21 protein-coding genes are annotated in these 21,213 nt (G+C 70.4%); 8 read left to right on the top strand and 13 right to left on the bottom strand.

What is annotated here, in order from left to right:
• Positions 1–46: 46 nt before the first annotated feature.
• The 5 genes from AH6_RS10485 to AH6_RS10465 all read right to left on the bottom strand — a co-directional run bounded on the left by AH6_RS10485 (position 47) and on the right by AH6_RS10465 (position 6,206).
• Positions 47–451 (bottom strand): hypothetical protein, encoded by a 405-nt coding sequence (locus AH6_RS10485; RefSeq protein ID WP_067477536.1) that lies wholly within the window; start codon positions 449–451, stop codon positions 47–49.
• Positions 452–539: 88 nt separating this feature from the next.
• Positions 540–1,967: an aldehyde dehydrogenase family protein gene (locus AH6_RS10480; RefSeq protein ID WP_067477532.1), complete on the bottom strand. Its 1,428-nt coding sequence runs from the start codon at positions 1,965–1,967 to the stop codon at positions 540–542.
• An 80-nt stretch (positions 1,968–2,047) separates the two neighbouring features.
• Positions 2,048–3,040 (bottom strand): LLM class flavin-dependent oxidoreductase, encoded by a 993-nt coding sequence (locus AH6_RS10475; protein WP_067477529.1) that lies wholly within the window; start codon positions 3,038–3,040, stop codon positions 2,048–2,050.
• A gap of 57 nt (positions 3,041–3,097) precedes the next feature.
• Entirely contained in the window at positions 3,098–4,333 is a 1,236-nt protein-coding gene (locus tag AH6_RS10470) for a serine/threonine-protein kinase (RefSeq protein ID WP_169807829.1), read from the bottom strand.
• A gap of 181 nt (positions 4,334–4,514) precedes the next feature.
• The gene (locus AH6_RS10465; RefSeq protein ID WP_067477523.1) at positions 4,515–6,206 is read right to left on the bottom strand and encodes an ExeM/NucH family extracellular endonuclease; all 1,692 of its coding nucleotides are present in this window, start codon (positions 6,204–6,206) and stop codon (positions 4,515–4,517) included.
• Between the two features lie 303 nt (positions 6,207–6,509).
• Between AH6_RS10465 and AH6_RS10460 the strand changes: the two genes are divergently transcribed.
• A complete protein-coding gene (locus AH6_RS10460; RefSeq protein WP_067477520.1) occupies positions 6,510–7,202 on the top strand; it encodes a hypothetical protein in 693 nt (230 codons plus the stop codon).
• On the opposite strand, the gene AH6_RS10455 is transcribed toward AH6_RS10460, so the two are convergent.
• Positions 7,195–7,794, bottom strand: a complete 600-nt coding sequence (locus tag AH6_RS10455) for a TetR/AcrR family transcriptional regulator (protein WP_067477517.1) — start codon at positions 7,792–7,794, stop codon at positions 7,195–7,197. The genes AH6_RS10460 and AH6_RS10455 overlap by 8 nt on opposite strands.
• Positions 7,795–7,863: 69 nt before the next feature.
• On the opposite strand from AH6_RS10455, the gene AH6_RS10450 reads away from it, so the two are divergent.
• Together AH6_RS10450 and AH6_RS10445 are read left to right on the top strand one after the other, a co-directional pair.
• On the top strand, positions 7,864–9,093 hold the full coding sequence (locus AH6_RS10450; RefSeq protein ID WP_067477515.1) for a macrolide family glycosyltransferase: 1,230 nt from the start codon (positions 7,864–7,866) through the stop codon (positions 9,091–9,093).
• 31 nt (positions 9,094–9,124) lie between these two features.
• Entirely contained in the window at positions 9,125–11,461 is a 2,337-nt protein-coding gene (locus tag AH6_RS10445; protein WP_067477512.1) for an ATP-binding cassette domain-containing protein, read from the top strand.
• Between the two features lie 313 nt (positions 11,462–11,774).
• Here the strand turns inward: AH6_RS10445 and AH6_RS10440 are convergent, their stop codons facing one another.
• Complete coding sequence (locus tag AH6_RS10440) at positions 11,775–12,128, bottom strand: winged helix-turn-helix transcriptional regulator (RefSeq protein ID WP_067477509.1); 354 nt, start codon at positions 12,126–12,128, stop codon at positions 11,775–11,777.
• Between the two features lie 65 nt (positions 12,129–12,193).
• On the opposite strand from AH6_RS10440, the gene AH6_RS10435 reads away from it, so the two are divergent.
• Positions 12,194–13,060 carry an imine reductase family protein gene (locus AH6_RS10435; RefSeq protein WP_067477506.1) on the top strand — a complete coding sequence of 289 codons (867 nt, stop codon included), beginning with the start codon at positions 12,194–12,196 and terminating at the stop codon, positions 13,058–13,060.
• A gap of 49 nt (positions 13,061–13,109) precedes the next feature.
• Here AH6_RS10435 and AH6_RS10430 read toward each other — a convergent pair whose 3' ends face one another.
• Complete coding sequence (locus AH6_RS10430) at positions 13,110–14,810, bottom strand: alpha/beta hydrolase (RefSeq protein WP_067477503.1); 1,701 nt, start codon at positions 14,808–14,810, stop codon at positions 13,110–13,112.
• Positions 14,811–14,966: 156 nt separating this feature from the next.
• On the opposite strand from AH6_RS10430, the gene ligA reads away from it, so the two are divergent.
• Both ligA and AH6_RS10420 read left to right on the top strand, forming a co-directional pair.
• Positions 14,967–17,132: an NAD-dependent DNA ligase LigA gene (ligA, locus tag AH6_RS10425; RefSeq protein WP_067477500.1), complete on the top strand. Its 2,166-nt coding sequence runs from the start codon at positions 14,967–14,969 to the stop codon at positions 17,130–17,132.
• Positions 17,133–17,257: 125 nt separating this feature from the next.
• Complete coding sequence (locus tag AH6_RS10420) at positions 17,258–18,490, top strand: hypothetical protein (RefSeq protein WP_067477498.1); 1,233 nt, start codon at positions 17,258–17,260, stop codon at positions 18,488–18,490.
• A 160-nt stretch (positions 18,491–18,650) separates the two neighbouring features.
• On the opposite strand, the gene AH6_RS42265 is transcribed toward AH6_RS10420, so the two are convergent.
• From AH6_RS42265 to AH6_RS10400, 5 genes are read right to left on the bottom strand one after another with little or no spacing between them, the layout of a single operon-like run.
• Positions 18,651–18,836: a DUF397 domain-containing protein gene (locus AH6_RS42265; protein WP_083982573.1), complete on the bottom strand. Its 186-nt coding sequence runs from the start codon at positions 18,834–18,836 to the stop codon at positions 18,651–18,653.
• Positions 18,837–18,853: 17 nt separating this feature from the next.
• Complete coding sequence (locus AH6_RS10415) at positions 18,854–19,045, bottom strand: DUF397 domain-containing protein (protein WP_067477495.1); 192 nt, start codon at positions 19,043–19,045, stop codon at positions 18,854–18,856.
• Between the two features lie 22 nt (positions 19,046–19,067).
• Positions 19,068–19,253, bottom strand: coding sequence for a DUF397 domain-containing protein (locus AH6_RS10410; RefSeq protein WP_067477493.1), 186 nt, complete (start codon positions 19,251–19,253; stop codon positions 19,068–19,070).
• Between the two features lie 23 nt (positions 19,254–19,276).
• Positions 19,277–19,462, bottom strand: a complete 186-nt coding sequence (locus AH6_RS10405) for a DUF397 domain-containing protein (RefSeq protein ID WP_067477490.1) — start codon at positions 19,460–19,462, stop codon at positions 19,277–19,279.
• Positions 19,453–20,226 (bottom strand): helix-turn-helix domain-containing protein, encoded by a 774-nt coding sequence (locus AH6_RS10400; RefSeq protein WP_067477486.1) that lies wholly within the window; start codon positions 20,224–20,226, stop codon positions 19,453–19,455. The genes AH6_RS10405 and AH6_RS10400 overlap by 10 nt, the downstream gene beginning before the upstream one ends.
• Positions 20,227–20,459: 233 nt before the next feature.
• Here AH6_RS10400 and AH6_RS10395 point away from each other — a divergent pair, with 233 nt between their 5' ends.
• Positions 20,460–20,837, top strand: a complete 378-nt coding sequence (locus tag AH6_RS10395) for an ATP-binding protein (protein WP_169807828.1) — start codon at positions 20,460–20,462, stop codon at positions 20,835–20,837.
• Positions 20,834–21,058, top strand: coding sequence for a hypothetical protein (locus AH6_RS10390; protein WP_067477480.1), 225 nt, complete (start codon positions 20,834–20,836; stop codon positions 21,056–21,058). The genes AH6_RS10395 and AH6_RS10390 overlap by 4 nt, the downstream gene beginning before the upstream one ends.
• The last annotated feature ends 155 nt before the right edge of the window (positions 21,059–21,213 follow it).

Below are 21,213 nucleotides of genomic sequence, written 5' to 3'. Positions count from 1 at the left end.
GGCCGGCGGGCGGCCGCCCAGCGGCCGCCGGCCGCCGCTCTCGGGCCTACGGGACCTGGCGGAGCCCGGAGGGCGAGATCACGACCTCGGCGAGGTGCACCAGGGGCGGGCAGTCCTTGCCGTTCGGACGGAAGTCCTCCAGCGTCGCCACCGCCGAGCGCTCGAAAAGCGGACCCGCACGACCGGTGACGCGCACCGAGACCGGCACCTTCTGCTGGGAAGCCGCCGCCTCGTACTTCACGAAGAACCGGACGGGCTCGGCGTCGGCCGCCGTGACCTCGGCATCGCGACAGACGGCGGCCACGCACGCGCGGACGCGCGTCGCCTTCTCCAGGACGGCCCGTTCGACGGTGAAGCCCACGCCGGATTCACCACCCATCAGAGTGCACAAGCGCTCGCCACCGCACCCGGCGACGGCCGCGACGAGCAGCGCGCACAGCAGAACCCGCATGTCCCTAGGACGCACAGGTCCCGAACGGGGTTGCTGCGGAAATGCGAACGGGCCTCGCGCGTGCGCGCGAGGCCCGGACGACTTCGGACTACAGCGGCAGCCCGGTCAGCACCATGATCTTCTCTTCGGTGTAGTCGGCCATCGCCGAACGCAGCCCCTCGCGGCCGACGCCCGAGTCCTTCACACCGCCGTAGGGCATCTGGTCGGCGCGGTAGGACGGCACGTCGCCGATGATGACGCCGCCCACCTCCAGCTCGCGGTGCGCGCGGAACGCCACGTCCAGATCGCGGGTGAAAACGCCCGCCTGGAGCCCGAACTTGGAGTCGTTGACCAGCGCGAACGCCTCGTCCACGCCGTCCACCGGCTGCACCAGCAGCACCGGGCCGAACACCTCCTCGCGCGCCACCTTGGCGTCGGCGGGCACGTCGGCCAGCACCGTCGGCGCGTAGGCCGCGCCGTCGCGGGTGCCGCCCGCCAGCACGGTCGCGCCCGCGGCGACGGCCTCGTCCACCCACGCCTGCACGCGCTCGGCCGCCTCGGTGGACACCAGCGGGCCGACCTGCGTCTTGTCGTCCCACGGGTCGCCGGTGACCAGGCCGTTCACCGTCTCCACCAGCTTGGGCACGAACGCGTCGTACACCGAGCGCTCGACGTAGACGCGCTGCACGGCGATGCAGCTCTGCCCCGCCTGGTAGTTGGAGAACAGCCCGATGCGCTGGGCCGCCCAGTCCAGGTCGGAGTCGGCCAGCACGACCGCCGCGCCGTTGCCGCCCAGCTCCAGCGTGACGTGCTTGCGCGGCACCTGGTCGTTGATCGACCAGCCGACCGGCACCGACCCGGTGAACGACACGATCGGCAACCGCGGGTCCTCCACCAGCGCCGACGCCCGGTCGTTGGGCACCGGCAACACCGAGACCATGCCCTCGGGCAGGTCGGTCTCGGCGAGGATCTCGCCCAGCACCAGCGCCGCCAGCGGGGTGGCGGGCGCGGGCTTGACCACGATCGGCGCGCCGACCGCGATCGCCGGGGCGACCTTGTGCGCGGTCAGGTTGAGCGGGAAGTTGAACGGCGAGATGCCGAGCACCGGCCCCTTGGGGACGCGCGAAATGTAGGCGAGGCGGCCGACGCCGCCCTCCTCGGTGTCCAGCCGCTGGGTGGTGGGGTTCCAGCGGCGGGTCTCCTCGGCGGCGAACCGGAAGGTGGAGATCGCGCGCTTGACCTCCACGCGCGCCCACATCAGCGGCTTGCCGTTCTCGCCGGTGATCAGCTCGGCGATCTCCTCGGCGCGCTCCTCCAGCCGCCGCGACACGTGCGCCAGCGCCTCGGCCCGCACGTGCACCGGCAGCGCCGCCGCCCGAGCGCGCACCGCGTCGGCCGCCGCGAGGGCCTGCTCGACCTGCCCGGTGGTCGGCACCGCGACGGTGCCCACGACCCGGCCGTCGTAGGGGTGGGTCACGGTCAGCTCGTCGTCGCCGGTCGCGGCCCGGCCGGCCAGCCAGAATGGAGTCACGTTCATGTCCTGGTCAGCGCCCGCCCGGCGATCTTCATTCCGGGCCCGGGGGCGCCCTCTCCTCTCAGTCGCCGACACCGCTCACGCTATCCGGCGGCCGGGGCGAAGCCGTAGAGGCCCGCGAGCAGCTCGTAGGAGCGCAGCCGGTCGGCGTGGTCGTAAACCATGGTGGTGACCATCACCTCGTCGGCCTCGGTGCGCTTGAGCAGCAGGTCCATCTGCTGGCGCACGCCCTCGGGGCCGCCGACGACCTGCGCGGCGAGCCGCGCCTCGATCATGTCGCGGTCCAGCGGCGTGTAGGGGTAGGCGGCGGCCTCCTCGGGGGAGGGCAGCGGCCCCGGGCGGCCCAGCCGCAACTTCAGGAACGACAGGGCCTGCGGCTGGGCCAGCACGCGGGCGGTGTCGTCGTCCTCGGCGGCGGTCACCGACACCGCGATCATCGCGTACGGCTTCGCCAGCGTTTCGGACGGCCGGAACGACTCGCGGTACAGCTCCAGCGCGGGCAGCGTGTTCTCGGCGCTGAAGTGGTGCGCGAACGCGAACGGCAACCCCAGCAGCCCCGCCAGGCGGGCGCTGTAGCCGCTGGAGCCCAGCAGCCAGATCGGCGGCCGGTTGCCCGCCGCCGGGGTGACGGTGCCGCGCTCGTCGAAGTAGCCGCTCAGCTCGTGGACCTGCTCGGGGAAGTCGTCCACCGACAGCGCGTCGGGGGAGCGGCGCAGGGCCCGCGCGGTGGCCTGGTCGGTGCCGGGCGCGCGGCCGAGACCGAGGTCGATGCGCCCCGGGTACAGGGCCTCCAGCGTCCCGAACTGCTCGGCCACGACCATCGGCGCGTGGTTGGGCAGCATGATCCCGCCCGACCCGATCCGCATCCGCTCGGTGGCGGCGGCGACCTGCCCGATCAGCACGGACGTGGCCGAGCTGGCGATGCCCGGCATCGTGTGGTGCTCGGCCAGCCAGTACCGGTGGTACCCGAGGGCCTCGGTGCGCCGGGCCAGGTCGAGGGTGTTGCGCAGGGCCTGCGCGGAGGTGGATCCGCTGGTCACGGGCGCGAGATCGAGGACGGAGAAGGGAACGCTCATGAACGTGCCAACCGGCGCGGGCGGTGTCCTCTTCCCTGGTGAGCCGAGTTTCACACCTCAGTAGCCGTAGGAGGGTTCCTGCTGGTGGGAGGTCTGCTGGGTGGGTTGCTGCGTGGGCGTTTCGTAGCCGCCGTCCTTGTTGAGCCAGACCAGCAGGACCGTGGCGGCCAGCACCGCGATCAGGACGGCGGCGACCAGCGCGGACCAGACGACACCGCGCCGGGACCGGTTCCGGGCGGGCGGGGGCTCGGGCCGTCGCGTCGGGATGAAGGGCTGCGCTGGAGGCTCGCGCCGTTGCGGCGGGACGAAGGGCTTCGCCGGGGGCTCGCGCCGCTGAGGCGGGATCGAAGGCTGCGTCGTCTGGGGCGCGAACCCGCCGGTGGTCTCGACGGGCCAGCCGCCCGAGGCCGAGGACGAGCGCGTCTGCGGGGCGTGGACCGCGGTGTCCTGCCCGGCCTCCAGGATCTGCGCGGTGAGCGCGGGCGCCGGGACGGCGGCGGGGAGCGGGCAGCCCAGCAGCCGCAGCAGGATCTCGTGGGCCTCGGGGCGTTCGCGCGGGTCCTTGGCCAGGCACTGGGCCACCACCTCGCGCAGCAGGCCGTCCAGGCGACCGAGGTCGGGCTCGGTGTTCAGGACGCGGTTGACGACGACCGGCAGGGTGCCGCCGCCGAACGGGGGCCGCCCGTTGGCGGCGTACCCGATGGTGGCGCCCCAGGCGAACACGTCCATGGCGGGCGCGGCGGGTTCGGCGCGCAGTTGCTCGGGCGACATGTAGACCGGCGTGCCGACCATGTGGGCGGTGAGCGTGGCCGCGTCCAGGGCCCGCGCGATGCCGAAGTCGATCACCCGCGGCCCGGCCGGGCCGAGCAGCACGTTGCCGGGCTTGAGGTCGCGGTGCACGACGCCCGCCTGGTGGATGGCGGCGAGGGCGGTCGCGATGCCGACGGCGGTCTGCTGGAGCGCGCCGCCGGTGAGCGGCCCGTCGTCGGAGACCTTGCGGTGCAGCGACGGCCCGGGGACGTACTCGCTGGCGATGAACGGCCGCCCGTCCTGCGTCCCGACCTCCAGGACCTGGGCGGTGCAGAAGGAGGCCACGAGCTTGGCGGCCTCGGCCTCGCGCACGAACCGGGCGCGGGCCACCTCGTGCCCGCCGGTCAGCAGCTTGACGGCGGCCTGGACGCCGTCCTTGCTCCCCAGGTAGACGGTGCCCTGCCCGCCCGCGCCGAGCCTGCCGCTGAGCCGGTAGCCGCCGAGGAGGGTGGGATCGTCGCCGCGCAGGGGCGTCGGAGTCATGGTGCGCATCCCCGTTCCGCCAAGCCGCTTCTCCCGTGGCCGCCGTTGGAGGGGTCCAACGTCCGACGGCCATGCCCGGCGTCCCCCAGTACGACGCACCGCATCGGACCACGAGTTCGATCCACAACGAAAAACCGGCCGCGGCGGGCCCGAGGGCCCACCGCGACCGGCCGGTAGTGGATCAGCGCAGGTCGAGGCCGATCAGGACGGGGTCGTGGTCGCTGCTGCGGAACGCGTCCGGCTGGTACAGCGACGGCGGGTTATATTCCTGGTTGTAGTCGAGGATGGTCGGCTCGTCGGCGTTGATGTGCCAGATCGTGGCGCCGGTGACGCGCTTGGACAGGTCGGCGCCGGTCAGCACGTGGTCCAGCTCGCCGGACTGGCCGTCGAAGACGTAGCTGTAGCGCTGCTCGTCGCGCACGAAGCGCTCGGTCTGGCCGACGAGGCCCGCGCCGGTCAGCGTCTTGATCGGGTCCTCGGCGGTGTAGGCGTTGAGGTCGCCGAGCACCACCGGGTTCGGCACGCCGGCGGTCAGCTCGGCGATCGCCTTGGCCTGGCTGACGCGGCGGGCGTTGTAGCAGCTCTGCCCGTCGCCCTGGTCGGCGTCGGGGCCGGTGGCGCCGCCGCAACCCTTGGACTTGAAGTGGTTGACGACCATCGTGAACGGCGTGCCGCCCGCGACCGGCTCGAAGGTCTGCACCAGCGGCGGGCGCTCGAACACCGGCGCGTCCGAGGAGCGCGCCGCGCCCACCGGCTTCACCTTGGCGGCCTTGTAGATGACGGCGACGTGGATCTCGTCGGTGCCGGGCTTGGGGTGCTTCACCCAGGTGTAGGTGCCCTCGCCCACGGCGGCGTTCAGCCGGTCCACCAGCGCCTTGAGGGCGGTGTCGCCGTTGTTCTCGACCTCCATGAGCCCGGCGACGTCGGCGTCCAGACCCTTGAGCGCGGCGACGAGCTTGGTGAGCTGGCGCTCCTGCTCGGCGGCGGTGTTGGCGCCGCGCTTGTTGAGCGTGGTGAACCAGTTGAGGGTGTTGAAGCTGGCGACGCGGACGTCACCGCCGACCGGCTGCGGCTTCTTGGGCCGGGGGTTGGCGTTGGCGAAGTGCGGCGTGCGCGTCGGCTGGAGCCGGTAGCTGCCGAACCCCTCGCTGAGCACGCCCTCCAGCCCGGCGGTGGTGCTGCCGATCCGGATCACGCGCGGGTCGGTGTAGGGGACGGTCTTGGGGTTCTGCACGGTGGAGGCGTCGTCGATCAGCAGCGCGCGCTCGGCGTTGCCCGCGGCGGTGTCGCCGCGCCCCTCGGTGGGCTGGAACAGCCGCCCGCCCGCCGCGACGGTGAGCTCCCCGTACCGGCCGAGCTGGTAGGTCTCGGTGGCGGTGAGCTGCTGCCCGAACCGCACGAGCACGCCCTCCAGCGACTCGCGCGTGACGCCGTCCTCCAGCGGCAGCCGGACGTTGTCGGCGGCGACCTTGCCGCGCCCGCAGACGTCCACGGCCGTGACGGGCGACAGCTCGGTGAGCCCGCTGTACTCGACGACCTTGCCCGACACGAGCACGCGGTCGCCGGGCGAGACCTCCGTCGTGGAGTAGACGAAGAGGCCGTCGGAGGTCTTCGGGTCGTCGTCGGGCGTGGGGTCCTGGACGAAGAAGCCCTTGAGCTGGTCGGCCCGCTGGTAGTCCCCGGTGACCACGCCCTCGACGCGGACGGTCTGCCCGGCGATCGGCGACGCGTTCCCAGCGCCCTGGACCTGGGCGATCTGGTGGCTGGCGGGGACGGCGCAGGCGGCCGGCTCCGCGAGGGCCATCCCGGTGCCGGCCGCGGTGACGAGGCCGGCCGCCAGGACGGTCGTGAGTGCTGCTGCTGTTCGGCGCATGCGCGCGAGCGTAGAACGCCCGGCACCCGCCCCGGCGAACCGTTAGTGAAGACTCCACCAATTTGTAACTGATTGAGAAAATTGAGGGACTTGAGGGGCCGCAGTGACCCGGGAGCCCCGCCACCGCTGGCCATGCCGGGCAGTGTGAGGGATCATGCGGGTTCGTTCCGGCGACGGGGAGGCGGCACGATGCGGCGTACGGCGGTGGGCGCGGTCTTGCTCGTGGCGTCGGCCGGTTGCGGATCGCAGCAGGCCGCCACGGAGGCGAAGCCTTCGTCCGCCTCTCCGTCACCGGAAGCGCGGTTGGAGGTCTCCACGCCGTGGGAGGACGCCGCGGTCCCGAATCCCGGAAGCGGGCAGGCCGATCCCCGTCTGGCGGCCGCGCTGCTCGACCGCTTCCGGCCGTCCCCGACGGCGGCCGTCTCGGTTCCCGAGGTGCCGGGCGCGGGCGTGCGGATGCCCGTCCGCGACACCAGGTCGCGGTTCCTCGGACTGCGTCAGATGAGCAGCCCTTTCCACGGGGAACCGGCCTGCACCAAATGGACCTCCGGAATGTGGATGACCCTGTACGACGTCTCCACCACGCCCCCCGTGCAGTTAGGTGTGACCAGGCTGCACCCGGACCTGCGCAGGGAGGGATCGTCCTCGGCGGGGCTGACCTTCAGCGAGGCGATCATCACCGGGCCGCCGCAGGTCGTGGACGGGCTGGCCGATGACCGCCTGCCCCCGGCCTGCGCGCGGTTGTCCATGCGCGACGGAGCCCCGGGGCGCGTCGAGCCGCTCCCCGTGGCACCGGTCGGCGACCGGACGTGGGCCTACCGGATCATCGACGCCAAGGGGTACGTCTGGCACTGGGTGCAGGTCGTCCGCTTCGGAGCCCACCTGATCGAGATCCGCATCCCCAACCAGGAACCGGCCCCGGCGGGCGACATGGCGCACTTCCTCCAGCGGATCGCCGCGCAGGCCCACGCGAAGGCCGCGAGGACGCTCACCTAGGGGCGGCGCGCATGGCGCGGACCGCCATCGTGACGATCGTGTCCGCGTACTCGTGGGTCAGCGGGGCGGTGCGCAGCAACCAGCGGTGGAACGGCGGGCCGAACAGCAGCTCCACCGCCACCGACAGGTCCAGGTCGGGGGCGAGCTGGCCCACCGCCTGCGCCGCGCGCAGGCGGTCCTTGGTGGCTTCGAGCTGGGGGCCGAGCAGGCGGTCGCGCATGTCGGCCGAGAGCTGGGGATCGTTCTGGATCTCGGTGTTCAGGGCGCGCGTGACGCCGTCGAGCACCGGGTCGTTGAACTCGTCCACGATGGCGCGCAGCACGGTGCGCAGGTCGGCCTCGACGTCCCCGGTGTCGGGCAGCTCCGCGCCCTCGGCGCGGGACATGTCCAGCAGCGAGTCGAACATGACCGCGCCCTTGGAGGACCACCAGCGGTAGATGGTCTGCTTGCCCACGCCGGCGCGGGCGGCGATGGCCTCGATCGTCAGCCGGGCGTAGCCGACCTCGAAGAGCAGTTCCCGGGTGGCGGTGAGGATGGCCTGGCGCGAACGCTCGCTGCGGCGGGTCGGGTCTGGGGCCTTGGGCGGTGTCATGGCGCGAACCTACCCGATGACGAGTCGGAACGTCTCGTCTTGACATGGGCGTGGAACGGCGGCATAGTGATGGGCAACGATACGTCTCGTCTCGTCTCGTTGAGAGAAACGGAGATCCGCATGGCCCATGTCGCGATGGTGAGCACCCCCTTCCCCGGGCACGTCAACCCGAGCCTGGAGGTCATCCGCGAGCTGGTCGCGCGTGGCCACCGGGTCACCTATGCCAACGACCCCTCCTACGAGGAGAAGGTGACGGCGACCGGGGCCGAGTTCGTCTCCTACAAGTCCACCCTGCTGTCGGATCGGGCGGCGAACATCGCCCCGGACGACACCGTCGGGCAGCTCGACCTGTTCCTGGACGACTCGATCTCGATGCTCCCGCAGCTCCGCGCCGCCTACGACGACGACCGCCCCGACCTGCTGCTCTACGACATCACCGGGTACGCGGGCCGCGTCCTCGCCGAGGGCTACGGCATCCCGTCGATGCAGCTCTCTCCCTCCGCCGTCGCCTGGGAGGGATACGAGGAGGACATGGCCGAGGCCCTGGACGCGCTCCGCCAGGACCCCGCCGGGGCCGAGCACTACCGGCGCTTCTCCGCATGGCTGGAGGAGAACGGCGCGTCCGTCACCGACTCGCTCGCGTTCGTCGGCAAGCCCGAACGCGGCCTGGCGCTGATCCCGCGCGTCATGCAGCCCAACGCCGACCGCGTGGACCCGGCCCGCTTCACCTTCGTCGGCCCCGCGCTGGCCCCGCGCGACGACCAGGGCGAATGGCAGCGTCCCGCCACCGCGGAGAAGGTCCTGCTGATCTCGCTGGGCTCGACCTACACCGACCAGCCCGACTTCTACCGCGCGTGCCTGGCCGCGTTCGGCGACCTGCCCGGCTGGCACGTCGTCCTGCAGATCGGCAAGCAGGTCGCCGTGGCGGACCTGGGCGAGATCCCCGTCAACGTCGAGGTGCACGACTGGGTGCCGCAACTCGCGATCCTGGAGCAGGCCGACGCGTTCGTGACGCACGCGGGCAGCGGCGGCGCGAACGAGGGGCTGTCCTGCGGCGTCCCCATGATCGCCGTGCCGCAGGCGGTGGACCAGTTCATGAACGCCGACAGCCTCGTCGAGGCTGGCGTCGCCCGGCGGCTCGACACCGCCGACGCGACCCCCGAAGCGCTGCGCGAAACCCTCCTGGCCCTCACCGGCGACGCGGAGGTGGCCGCCCGCGTGGCCGGGATCCGCCGCGAGCTGCGCGAGGAGGGCGGCACCCGGCACGCCGCCGACCTGATCGAGGCCCTGCTGCCCTGACCTGCGCGAACGGGTCGGTAATCTGGAGATCATGGACTCTGGAGCCGCCGACCCGTTCGTGCGGGTGCACGGCGCCCGCGAGCACAACCTGCGCGACGTGACCGTGGCCGTCCCGCGCGACGCGCTGGTGGCGTTCACGGGCGTGTCCGGTTCGGGCAAGTCGTCCCTGGCCTTCGGCACCCTCTACGCCGAGGCCCAGCGCCGCTACATGGAGTCGGTCGCGCCCTACGCCCGCCGCCTGCTCAACCAGGCCGGGGCCCCCGACGTGGACGACATCACGGGCCTGCCGCCCGCCGTCGCCCTGGAGCAGCGCCGCTCGGTGCCGTCCTCCCGCTCGTCGGTCGGCACCGTCACCACGCTGTCGAACCTGCTGCGCATGCTGATGTCGCGCGCGGGCGACTACCCGCCCGGAGCCGAGCACCTGGACTCCGACTCGTTCTCGCCCAACACCGCCGTCGGGGCCTGCCCCAACTGCCACGGCCTCGGCGTCGTGCACGACGTCACCGAGCAGACCCTCGTCCCCGACCCGTCGCTCAGCATCCGCGACGGCGCGATCGCGTCCTGGCCGGGCGCGTGGATGGGCAAGAACCTGCGCGACATCCTGCGCACCCTCGGCTACGACATCGACCGGCCCTGGTGCGACCTGCCGCAGGCGGACCGCGACTGGATCCTGTTCACCGACGAGCAGCCCGTCGTGACCGTGCATCCGATCCGCGACCCGCACCGCCACCAGAACAGCTACAAGGGCACCTACTCCAGCGCCAAACGCCTGGTCCTGCACACCTACGCCGACTCCAAGAGCGAGCCGCAGCGCCGCAAGGCGGCGGGCTTCCTGGTCAGCACGACCTGCCCGGTATGCCACGGTCTGCGGCTCAAGCCCGAGGCGCTCGCGGTCACGTTCGCCGGACGCACCATCGCCGAACTGGCCGCGATGCCGCTGGCGACACTCGCCGACGTGCTGCGGCCCCACACCACCGGCGACGGCCCCGCCGCCGTCCTCACGCAGGACCTGGTCGCGCGCATCGAAGTCCTGGTCGAACTGGGTCTCGGCTACCTGGGCATCGCCCGGCCGAGCCCCACCCTGTCCTCTGGCGAACTGCAACGGCTGCGGCTGGCGACCCAGCTCCGCTCCGGCCTGTTCGGCGTGGTGTACGTGCTGGACGAGCCGTCGGCCGGGCTGCATCCCGCCGACACCGTCGCGCTGATCTCGGTGCTGGAGCGGCTCAAGGCGTCCGGCAACAGCGTCTTCTTCGTCGAGCACAACATGGACGTGGTGCGCCGCGCCGACTGGATCGTGGACGTCGGCCCGGCCGCCGGAGTCCACGGCGGGCGCGTCCTGCTCAGCGGCCCCGTGGAAGAACTGCGCGACATAGACGAGTCGGTCACCCGCCCCTACCTCTTCAACGAGATCCGCCGCGCGCCCCGCGACCCACGCACTCCCTCCGGCCACCTCAAACTCCGCGACATCACCCGCCACAACCTCAACGGCCTGGACGCCGACGTCCCCCTCGGCGTCTTCACCGTCATCACCGGCGTGTCCGGCTCGGGCAAGACCACCCTGCTCGACGTCGTGGGGGAGACCGCCGAGGCCGACGGCGACCGCGTCGTGCGCGTGGACCAGAAGCCCATCGGCCGCACCCCGCGCTCCAACCTCGCCACCTACACGGGTCTGTTCGACGCGGTGCGCAAGCTGTTCGCCGCCACCGACGAGGCCCGCACCCGCGGCTACACCGCGAGCCGCTTCTCCTTCAACCTGCCCGAGGGCCGCTGCCCGACGTGCCAGGGCGACGGCTACGTGACGGTGGAGCTGCTGTTCCTGCCGTCCACCTACTCGCCCTGCCCGACCTGCCACGGCGCGCGCTACAACCCCGAGACGCTGGAGATCCGCTACCACGGGGCCGACATCGCGCAGGTGCTGGCGATGACCGTGGACGAGGCCGCCGACTTCCTGGCCGACGTCCCGCCAGCGGCCCGTTCCCTCAAGACGCTGCGCGAAGTGGGCCTCGGCTACCTGCGCCTCGGCCAGCCCGCCACCGAACTGTCGGGCGGCGAGGCCCAGCGCATCAAGCTGGCGTCCGAACTCCAGCGCGCCCGCCGCGACCGCACCCTCTACCTGCTGGACGAGCCGACCACCGGCCTGCACCCCGCCGACACCGACCTGCTGATGCGGCACCTGCACGCGCTGGTGGACGGCGGCAGCACGGTCGTGGCCGTCGAGCACGACATGGCCGTGGTCGTGGACGCAGATCACGTCATCGACCTCGGCCCTGGCGGCGGCGACGAGGGCGGCCGGATCGTCGCCCAGGGCACTCCCGCCGACATCGCCGCCAGCAACGGCAGCCGCACCGCGCCTTACCTGCGCCTTTAGGCAGTGTTTCAAAGTCCCGGCCCAGGGGGCTCGCCTGGCGGCTGTGTTTCTTGAAGTCCCGGCCCAGGGGGCTCGCCTGGCGGCTCGCCCCCTGACCGTGCCTTGGCGAGTGCCACATCGCTTCGCGATCTGTCGCGGCGGGGCTCGCCTTCGGCTTCGCCCCGCCGGGACAGTTAGTCACTCGCGCGACGGCTGAGGTCTTTGAGACAGGCCCTAGGCCGTGATCGGCCCGGCCGCGACGCTGCGCGCGATCGCCGTCCTGGCCATGCTCCAGCGTCTCCCCGACGTCCCGGACGGCCCGCCGCCAAGACCCTCAGGGACGGCTGACCGCGGTCGCGTCGAGCAGGTGCTCGCGGCCCCACTTCCCGAGCGGCGCCAGCGCCTCGTTCAGCGCGGCGCCGCGCGGGGTCAGCGAGTACTCCACACGCGGCGGCACCATGGCGTACTCCGCGCGGTGCACGATGCCGTCGGCCTCCAGTTCGCGCAGGTGCGCGGCCAGGACCTTCTCGGTGACGCCGTCCAACGCGCGGCGCAGCTCGCCGAAGCGGTGCGGGCGCTCGTCCAGCGCCCACAGGATCAGCACCTTCCACCTGCCGCCGATCACGTCCATCGCCGCGTCGATGCCGCAGTGGTAAGCCCCCGGCCGCCGGGCCCGCGTGCTTTCCATCAGGTAACCACCCACTTCGAAGTGCGTACTACTGCATGACGCCGGGTGCCACCAAGCTTGTTCCCATGAACGCCAACGCTTCCCGCGTCGCACTGCTCGGCCTCGGCGACATGGGCGCCGCCATCGCCCGCGCCTGGCTCGCCGCCGGGCACGCCCCGACCGTCTGGAACCGCACCGCCGCCCGCGCGCGGCCCCTCGCCGCCGAGGGCGCGACGGCCGCCGCCACCCCCGCCGAGGCCGTCGCCGAGGCCGACCTGATCGTCACCGTCCTGCTGGACGACGCCTCGGTCCGCGCCACTCTCGACGGTCTCGACCTGGCCGGTAAGGACCTGGTCGACCTGACCACGGGCACGCCCGCCGAGGCCCGCGCCCGCGCCGCCTGGGCCGCCGGACGCGGCGCCCGCTTCCTGGACGGCGCGATCCTGGCCGTGCCCCCGATGATCGGCGGCCCGGGCGCGCGCATCCTCTACAGCGGCGACCGCGCCGTCCTGGACGCGCACGAGACCGCCCTCACCGTCCCCGCCGCGCCCGCCTACCTCGGCCCCGACGCGGGTTTCGCCGCTCTGCACGACGTCGCGCTGCTCAGCGCCATGACCGGCATGTTCGCCGGCATCGAGCACGCCTTCGCGCTCCTGCGCGAGGAGGACGTCGCGCCCGCCGCCCTCGCCGCCATGCTCGCGCCCTGGCTCACCGCGATGACCGGCCACACGCACGGCATCGCCGCGCACCTGGAATCCGGTGACTACACCAAGGACGTGGCGTCGAACCTGGCCATGATGGTCCGGGGCAACGCGACTCTGCGCCGCACCGCCGAGGAGCAGGGCGTCAGCAGCGAGCTGCTCGACCCCTACTTCCGGCTGATGGAGCGCCTCGTCGCGGACGGCCGCGGTAAGGAGGGCACGACCGGCATCGTGGATCTACTGCGCGCCTGAGTGCGAAAAAGCGAAACGGCCCCCGCCGAAGCGGGGGCCGTCAAAAGCGTCAGCCGCGCAGGCGGTAACGCTCGCTCAACACCTGAGCACGCTCCAGCACGTTGCCCGGCAGCCTGTCGGACGACTGGGCGAACGGCCCCATCTCGTCAGGCGCGGGCATTCCCGTGCCCTTGCAGGACAGGTCCTTCTTGGGCAGCACACCGTTGACGATGTAGTTCTCCACGACGCGGTCCACGCAGTTGTTGCCGCTGGCGTAGAGGCCGTGGTCGCCCTCACGCGTGACCGTCAGCATCCGCGACCCGGCGAAGCGCCGGTGCGCGTTCAGCGCGCCCTCGTACGGCGTGGCCGGGTCGTGGGTGGACTGCACCATCAGCACCGGCGGCACGCCCTTGCCCGTCACCTTGGGCAGCGCCTTCACCTTCGGACGCTTCCAGTGCTGGCACGGGTCGGAGATCATCGCGTAGCCGACCAGCGGGTAGGCGCGGCCCGCCTTGGCCGAACGGGCGACCAGGTTCTTGACCGTGCCGGTGCGCGGGGTGTCGTTGCAGGTGACCGAGTAGAAGGTGGCCGTGTCGGCGTCCCAGGCCGGTTCCTCTTCCACGCGCAGCGGCGACCAGCGCTTGCGCAGCTTCTCGATCGAGCGGGCCAGGTCGGCGGGCGCGGCGGCCGACCGGACCTTCACGCCGGTGTAGCGGCGCAGGACGCTCAGCACCCGCGCGACCTCGGAGAACTCGTACTTGCTGTACATGCCCTGGGTGATGAGCCCATCCAGCTCCACGGCGTGCAGGTCCGGCCCGGACAACATCGGCAGCGGGTTCCGGGCCAGATTGGCGCGGATCGCCTCGTAGGTGCGGCGCACCTGCGCGGCGTTCTTGCCGAGGCCGTACTTGCGGTTGTAGTTGGCGGCCCACGGCGCGAAGTCCTGCCGGAAGCGCCGCTCGAAGCCCAATGGCTGGCGCGCGAACGCCTGCTGCCAGGTGCCGGTGAAGTCCACGTTGGAGTCGAGCACGAACCGGCCGGTCCGCTTGGGGAAGGCGGTGGCGTAGTGCGCGCCGAGCCAGCTTCCGCCCGAGTAGCCGATCCAGTGCACCTTCTGCTGGCCGAGCAGCGAGCGCAGCAGGTCGAGGTCGCGGACCGTCTGCCAGGTGGTGATGTAGCGGCCGCGCGCGCCCGACGCGCCCTGGCACGCCTTGGCGACGGCGCTCGCGTCCTTCAGGAGCTTGGCGACGTTGGCCTTGCTCCGGTTGCGGGGGTCGAGCGGCCGGTAGGGGAGGGGGCCGCAGGTCACGGTGGAGCTGTCGCCGGTGCCGCGCACGTCGATGCCGACGATCTGCATGGCGTCGGCCAGCTTCGAGCGGCCGTTCATGTCGGCGAACGACAGCGGCAGTTCGAGCCCGGGACCGCCGGGCCCGCCGGGGTTGGTGAACACCACGCCCTTGGCGCGGCCGCTGACCGGCCGCAACCGGGAGACGGCGACCTTCAGCCGTCCCTTGGCGGGGGCGGCCCAGTCCAGCGGGACGGTCATGGTGCCGCAGTCGAACCGCTTGAAGAGCGCGGGGAACTCCTCGCCCGAGGGGAAGTCCGCCGGGTCCACGCACGGTTTCCAGGCGATCTTCTGTGCGGTGAGGCGGGCGTCGGCCGACAACCGGACCGGGGATGCGGGGGACGGGGACGTGAACACCAGCGAGCCTGTGGCCGCCAGCGCGAGCGCTCCCGCCGCCGAGCCCACCGCGAGGGTGAGACGGCGCATGGTGCCTCCTAGTGCGGGCACGAAAAAGGGCCCCGGCCATGCCGGGACCCGTTCTCCGCGCGATGATCTGTAGCGGGATCCTATGGGATAAAAGACCCATAAGGGACCAGCCGCCCGCACCCCGATTCTGTCGGTCCCACCAGGGATGATGAACACATGAGCGAAACCGGGATCGCCGACCAGGCCGCCTACGCCGCCGCCGTCCAGACCGCCGTCGCCGCCTCCGCCGCCTACTACGGCGACGGCGACTCCCCGCTCGACGACGACGCCTTCGACCGGCTGGTGCGCGGCATCGCCGCCTACGAGGCCGCGCACCCCGAGCACGTGCTGCCCGACTCGCCCACCGGCAAGGTGGCCGGGGGCGCGGTGGTGGGCGACGTGCCGCACACCGTGCCGATGCTGAGCCTGGACAACGTGTTCGGCCCGGAAGAGCTGGCGTCGTGGGCGGCGGGCCTGGAGCGCCGCATCGGCCACCCGGTCACCAAGTGGAGCGTGGAGCCGAAGCTGGACGGCCTGGCGATCTCGGCCCGCTACCAGAACGGCCGCCTGGTGCAGCTGGTCACGCGCGGCGACGGCGCGGCCGGTGAGGACGTGAGCCACGGCATCGACAGCGTGCAGGGCCTGCCGCGCACGTTGGCCGAGCCGGTGACGTTGGAGATCCGCGGCGAGATCCTGATGACGACCGCGCAGTTCGAGGCGGCGACGGAGGCCCGCGTCGCGTCGGGCGGCACGCCGTTCGCGAACCCGCGCAGCGCCGCCGCCGGTTCGCTGCGCGCGCAGGACCGCCCCTACAAAGTCGAGATGACGTTCTTCGGCTACGGCGCGCTGCCCCTGGCGGAGGACGCGGGCTTCGGCACCGGAAGCACCCCCGACCTGGCCGAAGAGCTGCGCACCCTGCCGCACGGCCAGATCATGACCCGGGTGGAGGAGTGGGGCGTCCAGACGACGTCGAAGACGCCGGTGGCGGGCACGACGGCCGACACGATCGAGCAGGTCCAGGAGTGCGTGGACCACATCGCCGCCCAGCGCGCCGAGCTGGAGTTCGGCATCGACGGCATCGTGATCAAGGCCGACGACGCCGCCGACCAGCGGCAGGCGGGCTTCTCCTCGCGCGCGCCGCGCTGGGCGATCGCCTACAAGCTGCCCGCCGTCGAGAAGATCACCAAGCTCCTGGCCGTCGAGTGGAACGTGGGCCGCACCGGCATCATCGCGCCCCGCGCGGTGCTGGAGCCGGTCGAGGTGGACGGCGTGGTCATCACCTACGCCACGCTGCACAACGCGGGCGACATCGAGCGCCGCGACCTGAAGATCGGCGACTCCGTCATGGTGCACCGCGCGGGCGACGTGATCCCGCGCGTGGAGGCACCGGTCGTGCACCTGCGCACCGGCGAAGAGACCCCGATCGAGATCCCGTCGGCCTGCCCGAACTGCGGCGACACCATCGACGACTCGCAGAAGCGGTGGCGCTGCGTCAAGGGCCGCGCCTGCATGGCGGTGGCCTCGTTGCGCTACGCGGTGGGCCGCGACCAGCTCGACGTGGAGGGCCTGGGCGAGAAGATCATCGACCAGCTCGTCACCGCAGGGCACGTCACCGACTTCGCCGACCTGTTCACCCTGACCAAAACACAGCTCCTGACCCTGGACCGCATGGGCGAGACCAGCACCGACAACCTCTTGAAGGCCATCGAAGACGCCAAGGCCAAGCCGCTGAACAAGGTGTTCTGCGCCCTAGGAGTACGGGGAACCGGCCGCTCGATGTCACGACGCATCGCCCGCCACTTCGCGACGATGGACGAGATCCGCGCCGCCGACGCGGAGGCGTTCCAGGAGGTGGACGGCATCGGCCCGGAAAAGGCCCCCGTCCTGGTGGTCGAACTGGTGGAACTGGCCCCCCTGATCGACAAGCTGGTGACGGCGGGCGTGAACATGACCGAACCCGGCGCGATCACCCCCGCCGAACGAGCAGCCCGCCAGGCAGCCGCGGCCGAAGAAGCGGCCGCCGCCGCCGAGGCCGCAGGCGAGGACCCGGCCGAAGCGGCCGAACAGGCCGCCGCAGCCGCCGCCGTGGGCGACCTGCCCCTGTCGGGCATGTCGGTGGTGGTGACGGGCTCGATGACGGGCCCGCTGGCCGACCTGTCCCGCAACGAGATGAACGAACTGATCGAACGAGCGGGCGGCAAGGCATCGTCGTCGGTGTCGTCGAAGACGTCACTGCTGGTGGCGGGCGAGAAGGCGGGCTCCAAAAAGACGAAGGCCGAAAAGCTGGCCATCGACATCACCACACCCGAGGAGTTCGCCGACCGCCTAGCAGACTTCCTCTAACCTACCCACCCAACTGTCCAGGCGACCTCACTCTCCCATCATCGGAAGCTCCTGATCCATACCTGGCGATCGCCGCGCCCGCCCCGACTACTCTCAATCGCGAGAAGCCACCTCAGGAGCGGGCGATGGACAACGAGATTCAGCTGATCAGCGACGGTGATGGTCTGGCGGTCATCGGGAATGCGACGGATGTCGAACACTTTCTCCGCTCGAAAGGACTGCCGTCGAAGGATCTTAGGCTGCAACGGCTCAAGTCCGTCTTCGGCACCGGGGCTGTAGTCACGCAGGCGGGTTCGGAGGTCGCCGCCAACTCCGGCCGCTGGGTGAAGCTGACTCGGGAATCGGCACAGCTCGTCAAGGAGTTCGGGCTGAGGGAAAGCGCGAAATCGGATCTCAGCACAGGCGTGGTGAAGGGGCACAAGGGCCAGGTCAAGGGCTTCGTCGAATTCGTGAAGGGACCCCGAGCGCTTCTGACCAACCCGGCTGTTCTCGCCGGAGCTGCGGGGATCATGGCGCAGGTCGCAATGCAGCAGACTATGGACGAGATCACCGACTATCTCGCCACGATCGACGAGAAGGTCGACGACGTGCTGCGCGCCCAGAAGGACGCTGCGCTGGCCCGCATGATCGGAGTGGGTTTCGTCGTCGAGGAGGCCATGACCATCCGAGAGACGCGGGGCAGGGTCGACGACATCACGTGGTCGAAGGTGCAGGGCGCACCGGCGATGATCGCGGAAACCCAGGCGTACGCATTGCGGCAACTCGATGCGTTCGCGGAGAAGATGGAGAGCAAGACCAAGATCGGTGACCTTGCCGCGACGGCCAAGGAAGTTGAGTCCAAGGTGCGGGAGTGGCTCGCTGTTCTGGCCCGCTGTTTCCAACTGCGGGACGCGGTTGCGGTACTCGAACTCGACCGGGTGCTGGACGCGTCTCCGGAGGAGCTGGACGGGCATCGCCTCGGGCTGAAGGTCGCCCGGCAGGACCGGCTGGAACACATCGTGCGGAGCACCGAGCGTCTGGTGGCACGGATGAATGCGGCTGCGGGCACGGCTAACGCGAAGGTGCTGTTGCACCCGACCAAGTCCCCGGCCGTAGTCCAATCGAGCAACCATGTCGCGACCGACGTCCATGACTTCCACGAGCGGCTCGGGATCGAGTCCGGTCGCCTGTCATCGGAGCCGAGACGATGGGTGGGCGCGGTCGCGGAGGTGAGGAACAAGGCGCTTGAGACAGGGGCGAAGGGCGTCGGTGTCGCCAGAAGCCGAGGCAACGAGACCCTGGATCGGGCTGGCTTGGCCAAGGACAAGCTCTCTAACGGGATCGCCGAACGAACGCGCCGTCGGCGAGGAGGAGCGTGACGCGGAAGGCTGAGCGAGCGCCGATCGTCAGTGATGTACGCAGCCCAACTACACCCTCAACGGCGAGGAGTTCGATTTCCTGGGCCTAGTAGCTGGCTCTAACGGACGCGCCTCCTCGTCCGGCACAGCACAAGACGAGGAGGCGCGTTCGTGTTCGTGCTCAGACGCTCTTAATCATGCTGGCAAGGCGCCGGAAGTCGTCGCGATTCAGGAGGAGATTGGGGCCCTCCGGGTCTTTGCTGTCACGCACGGCGACAGTGTTAGAAGAAGTGGCCAACTCGACGCATTCGCCACCGTTCCCGCCGCTGTGCGTACTCTTTCGCCAGCCGGTGCTGATCGGGACCATCTTCCGCTACGCCTTCTCTAGGCTTGCAGATTCTTGACGGTGCTGGCGAAGCGTCGGAAGTCGCCGCGGTCCAGCAGGAGCTTGGGGCCCTCGGGGTCCTTGCTGTCACGCACGGCGACGATGCTGGACGCGTTGGCGAGTTCGATGCAGTCGCCCTGGTTGTCTGCGCTGTAGGAAGACTTGCGCCACGCAAGGATACTCAGGTCCATCGCTAGCCTCCTTTCTGTAGCACTACAGGATCTTGATCGCGCTGGTGAAGCGCCGAAAGTCATCGCGCGCCAGCAGTAGACCGGGGCCTTCTGGGTCCTTGCTGTCACGCACGGCGACGATGCCACGAGTACTTGCAACTTCCACGCACTGGTCGCCTTGTTCGCTGCTGCGACGGGACTTGCGCCACATGATGGTGCTCAGGTCCATCTCGTAGCCATCTTCCTGTGTAGCTACAGATTTTTGATGGTGCCGGCGAAGCGTTGGAAGTCGTGGCGGTCCAGCAGGAGCTTGGGGCCGTCCGGGTCCTTGCTGTCGCGCATGGCGACGATGCTGGACGCGTTGGCGAGTTCGATGCAGTCGCCCTGGTTGTCGCCGCTGTAGGAAGACTTGCGCCACGTGGCGGTGCTCAGGTCCATTTTTCGAGCGCCTTTCTTATCAGGTCTCGCGACATGCCTACGGGCAGCGCCTTGCCGCGCAAGGATATCAGCACGTTGCCGATGGCCCTGAGGTCGGCTGGATCGTCGGTCGTGATTCCTCGGATAACCGTATCCAGGTGCACTACTTCGCTGCGGTCCTCCATCATTGCGAGAACGAATGCGCCAGAGATGCCTGCGGGCAGCCCGTCGTTCGCGACGATCTGAATGGTCACATTCGGGCGCTCGCTCATCTCAAGCAAGTGCTCCAACTGCTTCCTCATCACCTCTTTGGAAACGACGAGGTTGTACAGCGCCTCCTCTTTGATGAGGGCGATGTACTTCACGGGGTTCTCGTCTCGCGTGATGAGGGCCTGCCGCTCGATCCGCGTGCTCGCGTCCTTGTCCTCAGGGAAGAATGCGCGCGCGTACTCCTCGATCTGTAGGAGCCCGGGAATGATCGAGTGCTGCCACGTGGTCAGCTCGACAGAATCCTTCTCCACCTCGGGCCAGTCGAACCAGAGAGGTACGGGATGACCTTCCTTGTTGAGGTTGTTCCAGAGTTCTATGAGTGCGCCGTCCGCCTCAAGGTAGTCGTCCACCTTCTCGACGAAGACGAGGTTGCAGCGCTTGTACCCGTTCTCGACTTTGGAGATATAGGTGTCGTGAACGTTGACCGCCTTGGCGATCGCCGCTTGCTTGATGTTCTTCGCTAGCCTCAGGCGCCTCATTTGCGCGCCGAACGCGATCAGAGCGGGGGAGTGCATGGGGCGTCGTCTGTGTGCGGGCATCTGAACTCCGAAGCTGCTCGTCTTGCTGCACCGAAAGATCACTTGCCACTTGCTGACCAATCATCTGGGTCAGATAGAAGTCTAGATGGCGCTAGCGTGACTGTGGAGGGAGTTACGAAAAATCAACCGGGAGTCACCAAGGCAAGACAGCAGCCATGATCACCGAGATAATGCGCAAAGTTCCCACATCGGCGACGACCATCGCGTCGTTGACGATCAAGTCCGCGCCGGAGACGATCAAGAAAGCGCGCGACTTCGTCGGCGAATGGTCCGGCGATCAGGGTTTCGGCCCTTCCGCCGCCTATATCGCCAAGACCGCCGTGACCGAGCTGGTCACCAACGCCTACCGGCACGGCACCGAGCCGAGAGAAGAGATCGTCGTCCGCGCCTACCTCAGCGACGTGGGCCCAGTCGTCGAGGTGCTGGACTCCAGCTCCCAACTCCCCGTCATCCGCCCTCTCGACCTCACCAGCGAGGACGGGCGCGGCCTGGCCATGTTGTCCCTCCTGGTCAGGGCATGGGGCTTCAACGCCGTCGCGGGCAGCGGCAAGGCGGTCTGGGCACTGCTGAAAGACGACGAGGCGTGACGGAAAGAGAGCCCGCGACGATCGCACGGCTGCTCGTCCTCGCCCTCGTCCGCCAGATGTTCCCCCGCTGGGACATCTGGATCTGCGACCAAGGCGTCTGGCGTGCGGCCGGGCCCGTCGTCATCAGCGCATCGTCGTCCGACGGCCTGCTAACGCACCTGGCGGGCGCGGACGCAGAGGCCATCCGGAGAGCAGCCCATCTCTTCTCGCTCGACGCCTGAACCCCCAGACGAGGAGCGCGGCGCGCGTCCGCCACTGCGTCGCACGCGCCGCGCTCCCGCCAACCCAGGCGCGACAGCCACCCCCCAATCACGATCAGCACCCACCGCCGAACGCGTCCACAGGACTCAGCCCCTGCGCGCGTCCTCCCCGAATC

The sequence above is a fragment of the Actinomadura hibisca NBRC 15177 genome, from assembly GCF_001552635.1.
GTDB lineage: Bacteria > Actinomycetota > Actinomycetes > Streptosporangiales > Streptosporangiaceae > Spirillospora > Spirillospora hibisca.
Note: the sequence above shows the minus strand (reverse complement) of the source record. Positions and strands in the feature narration are given on the sequence as shown.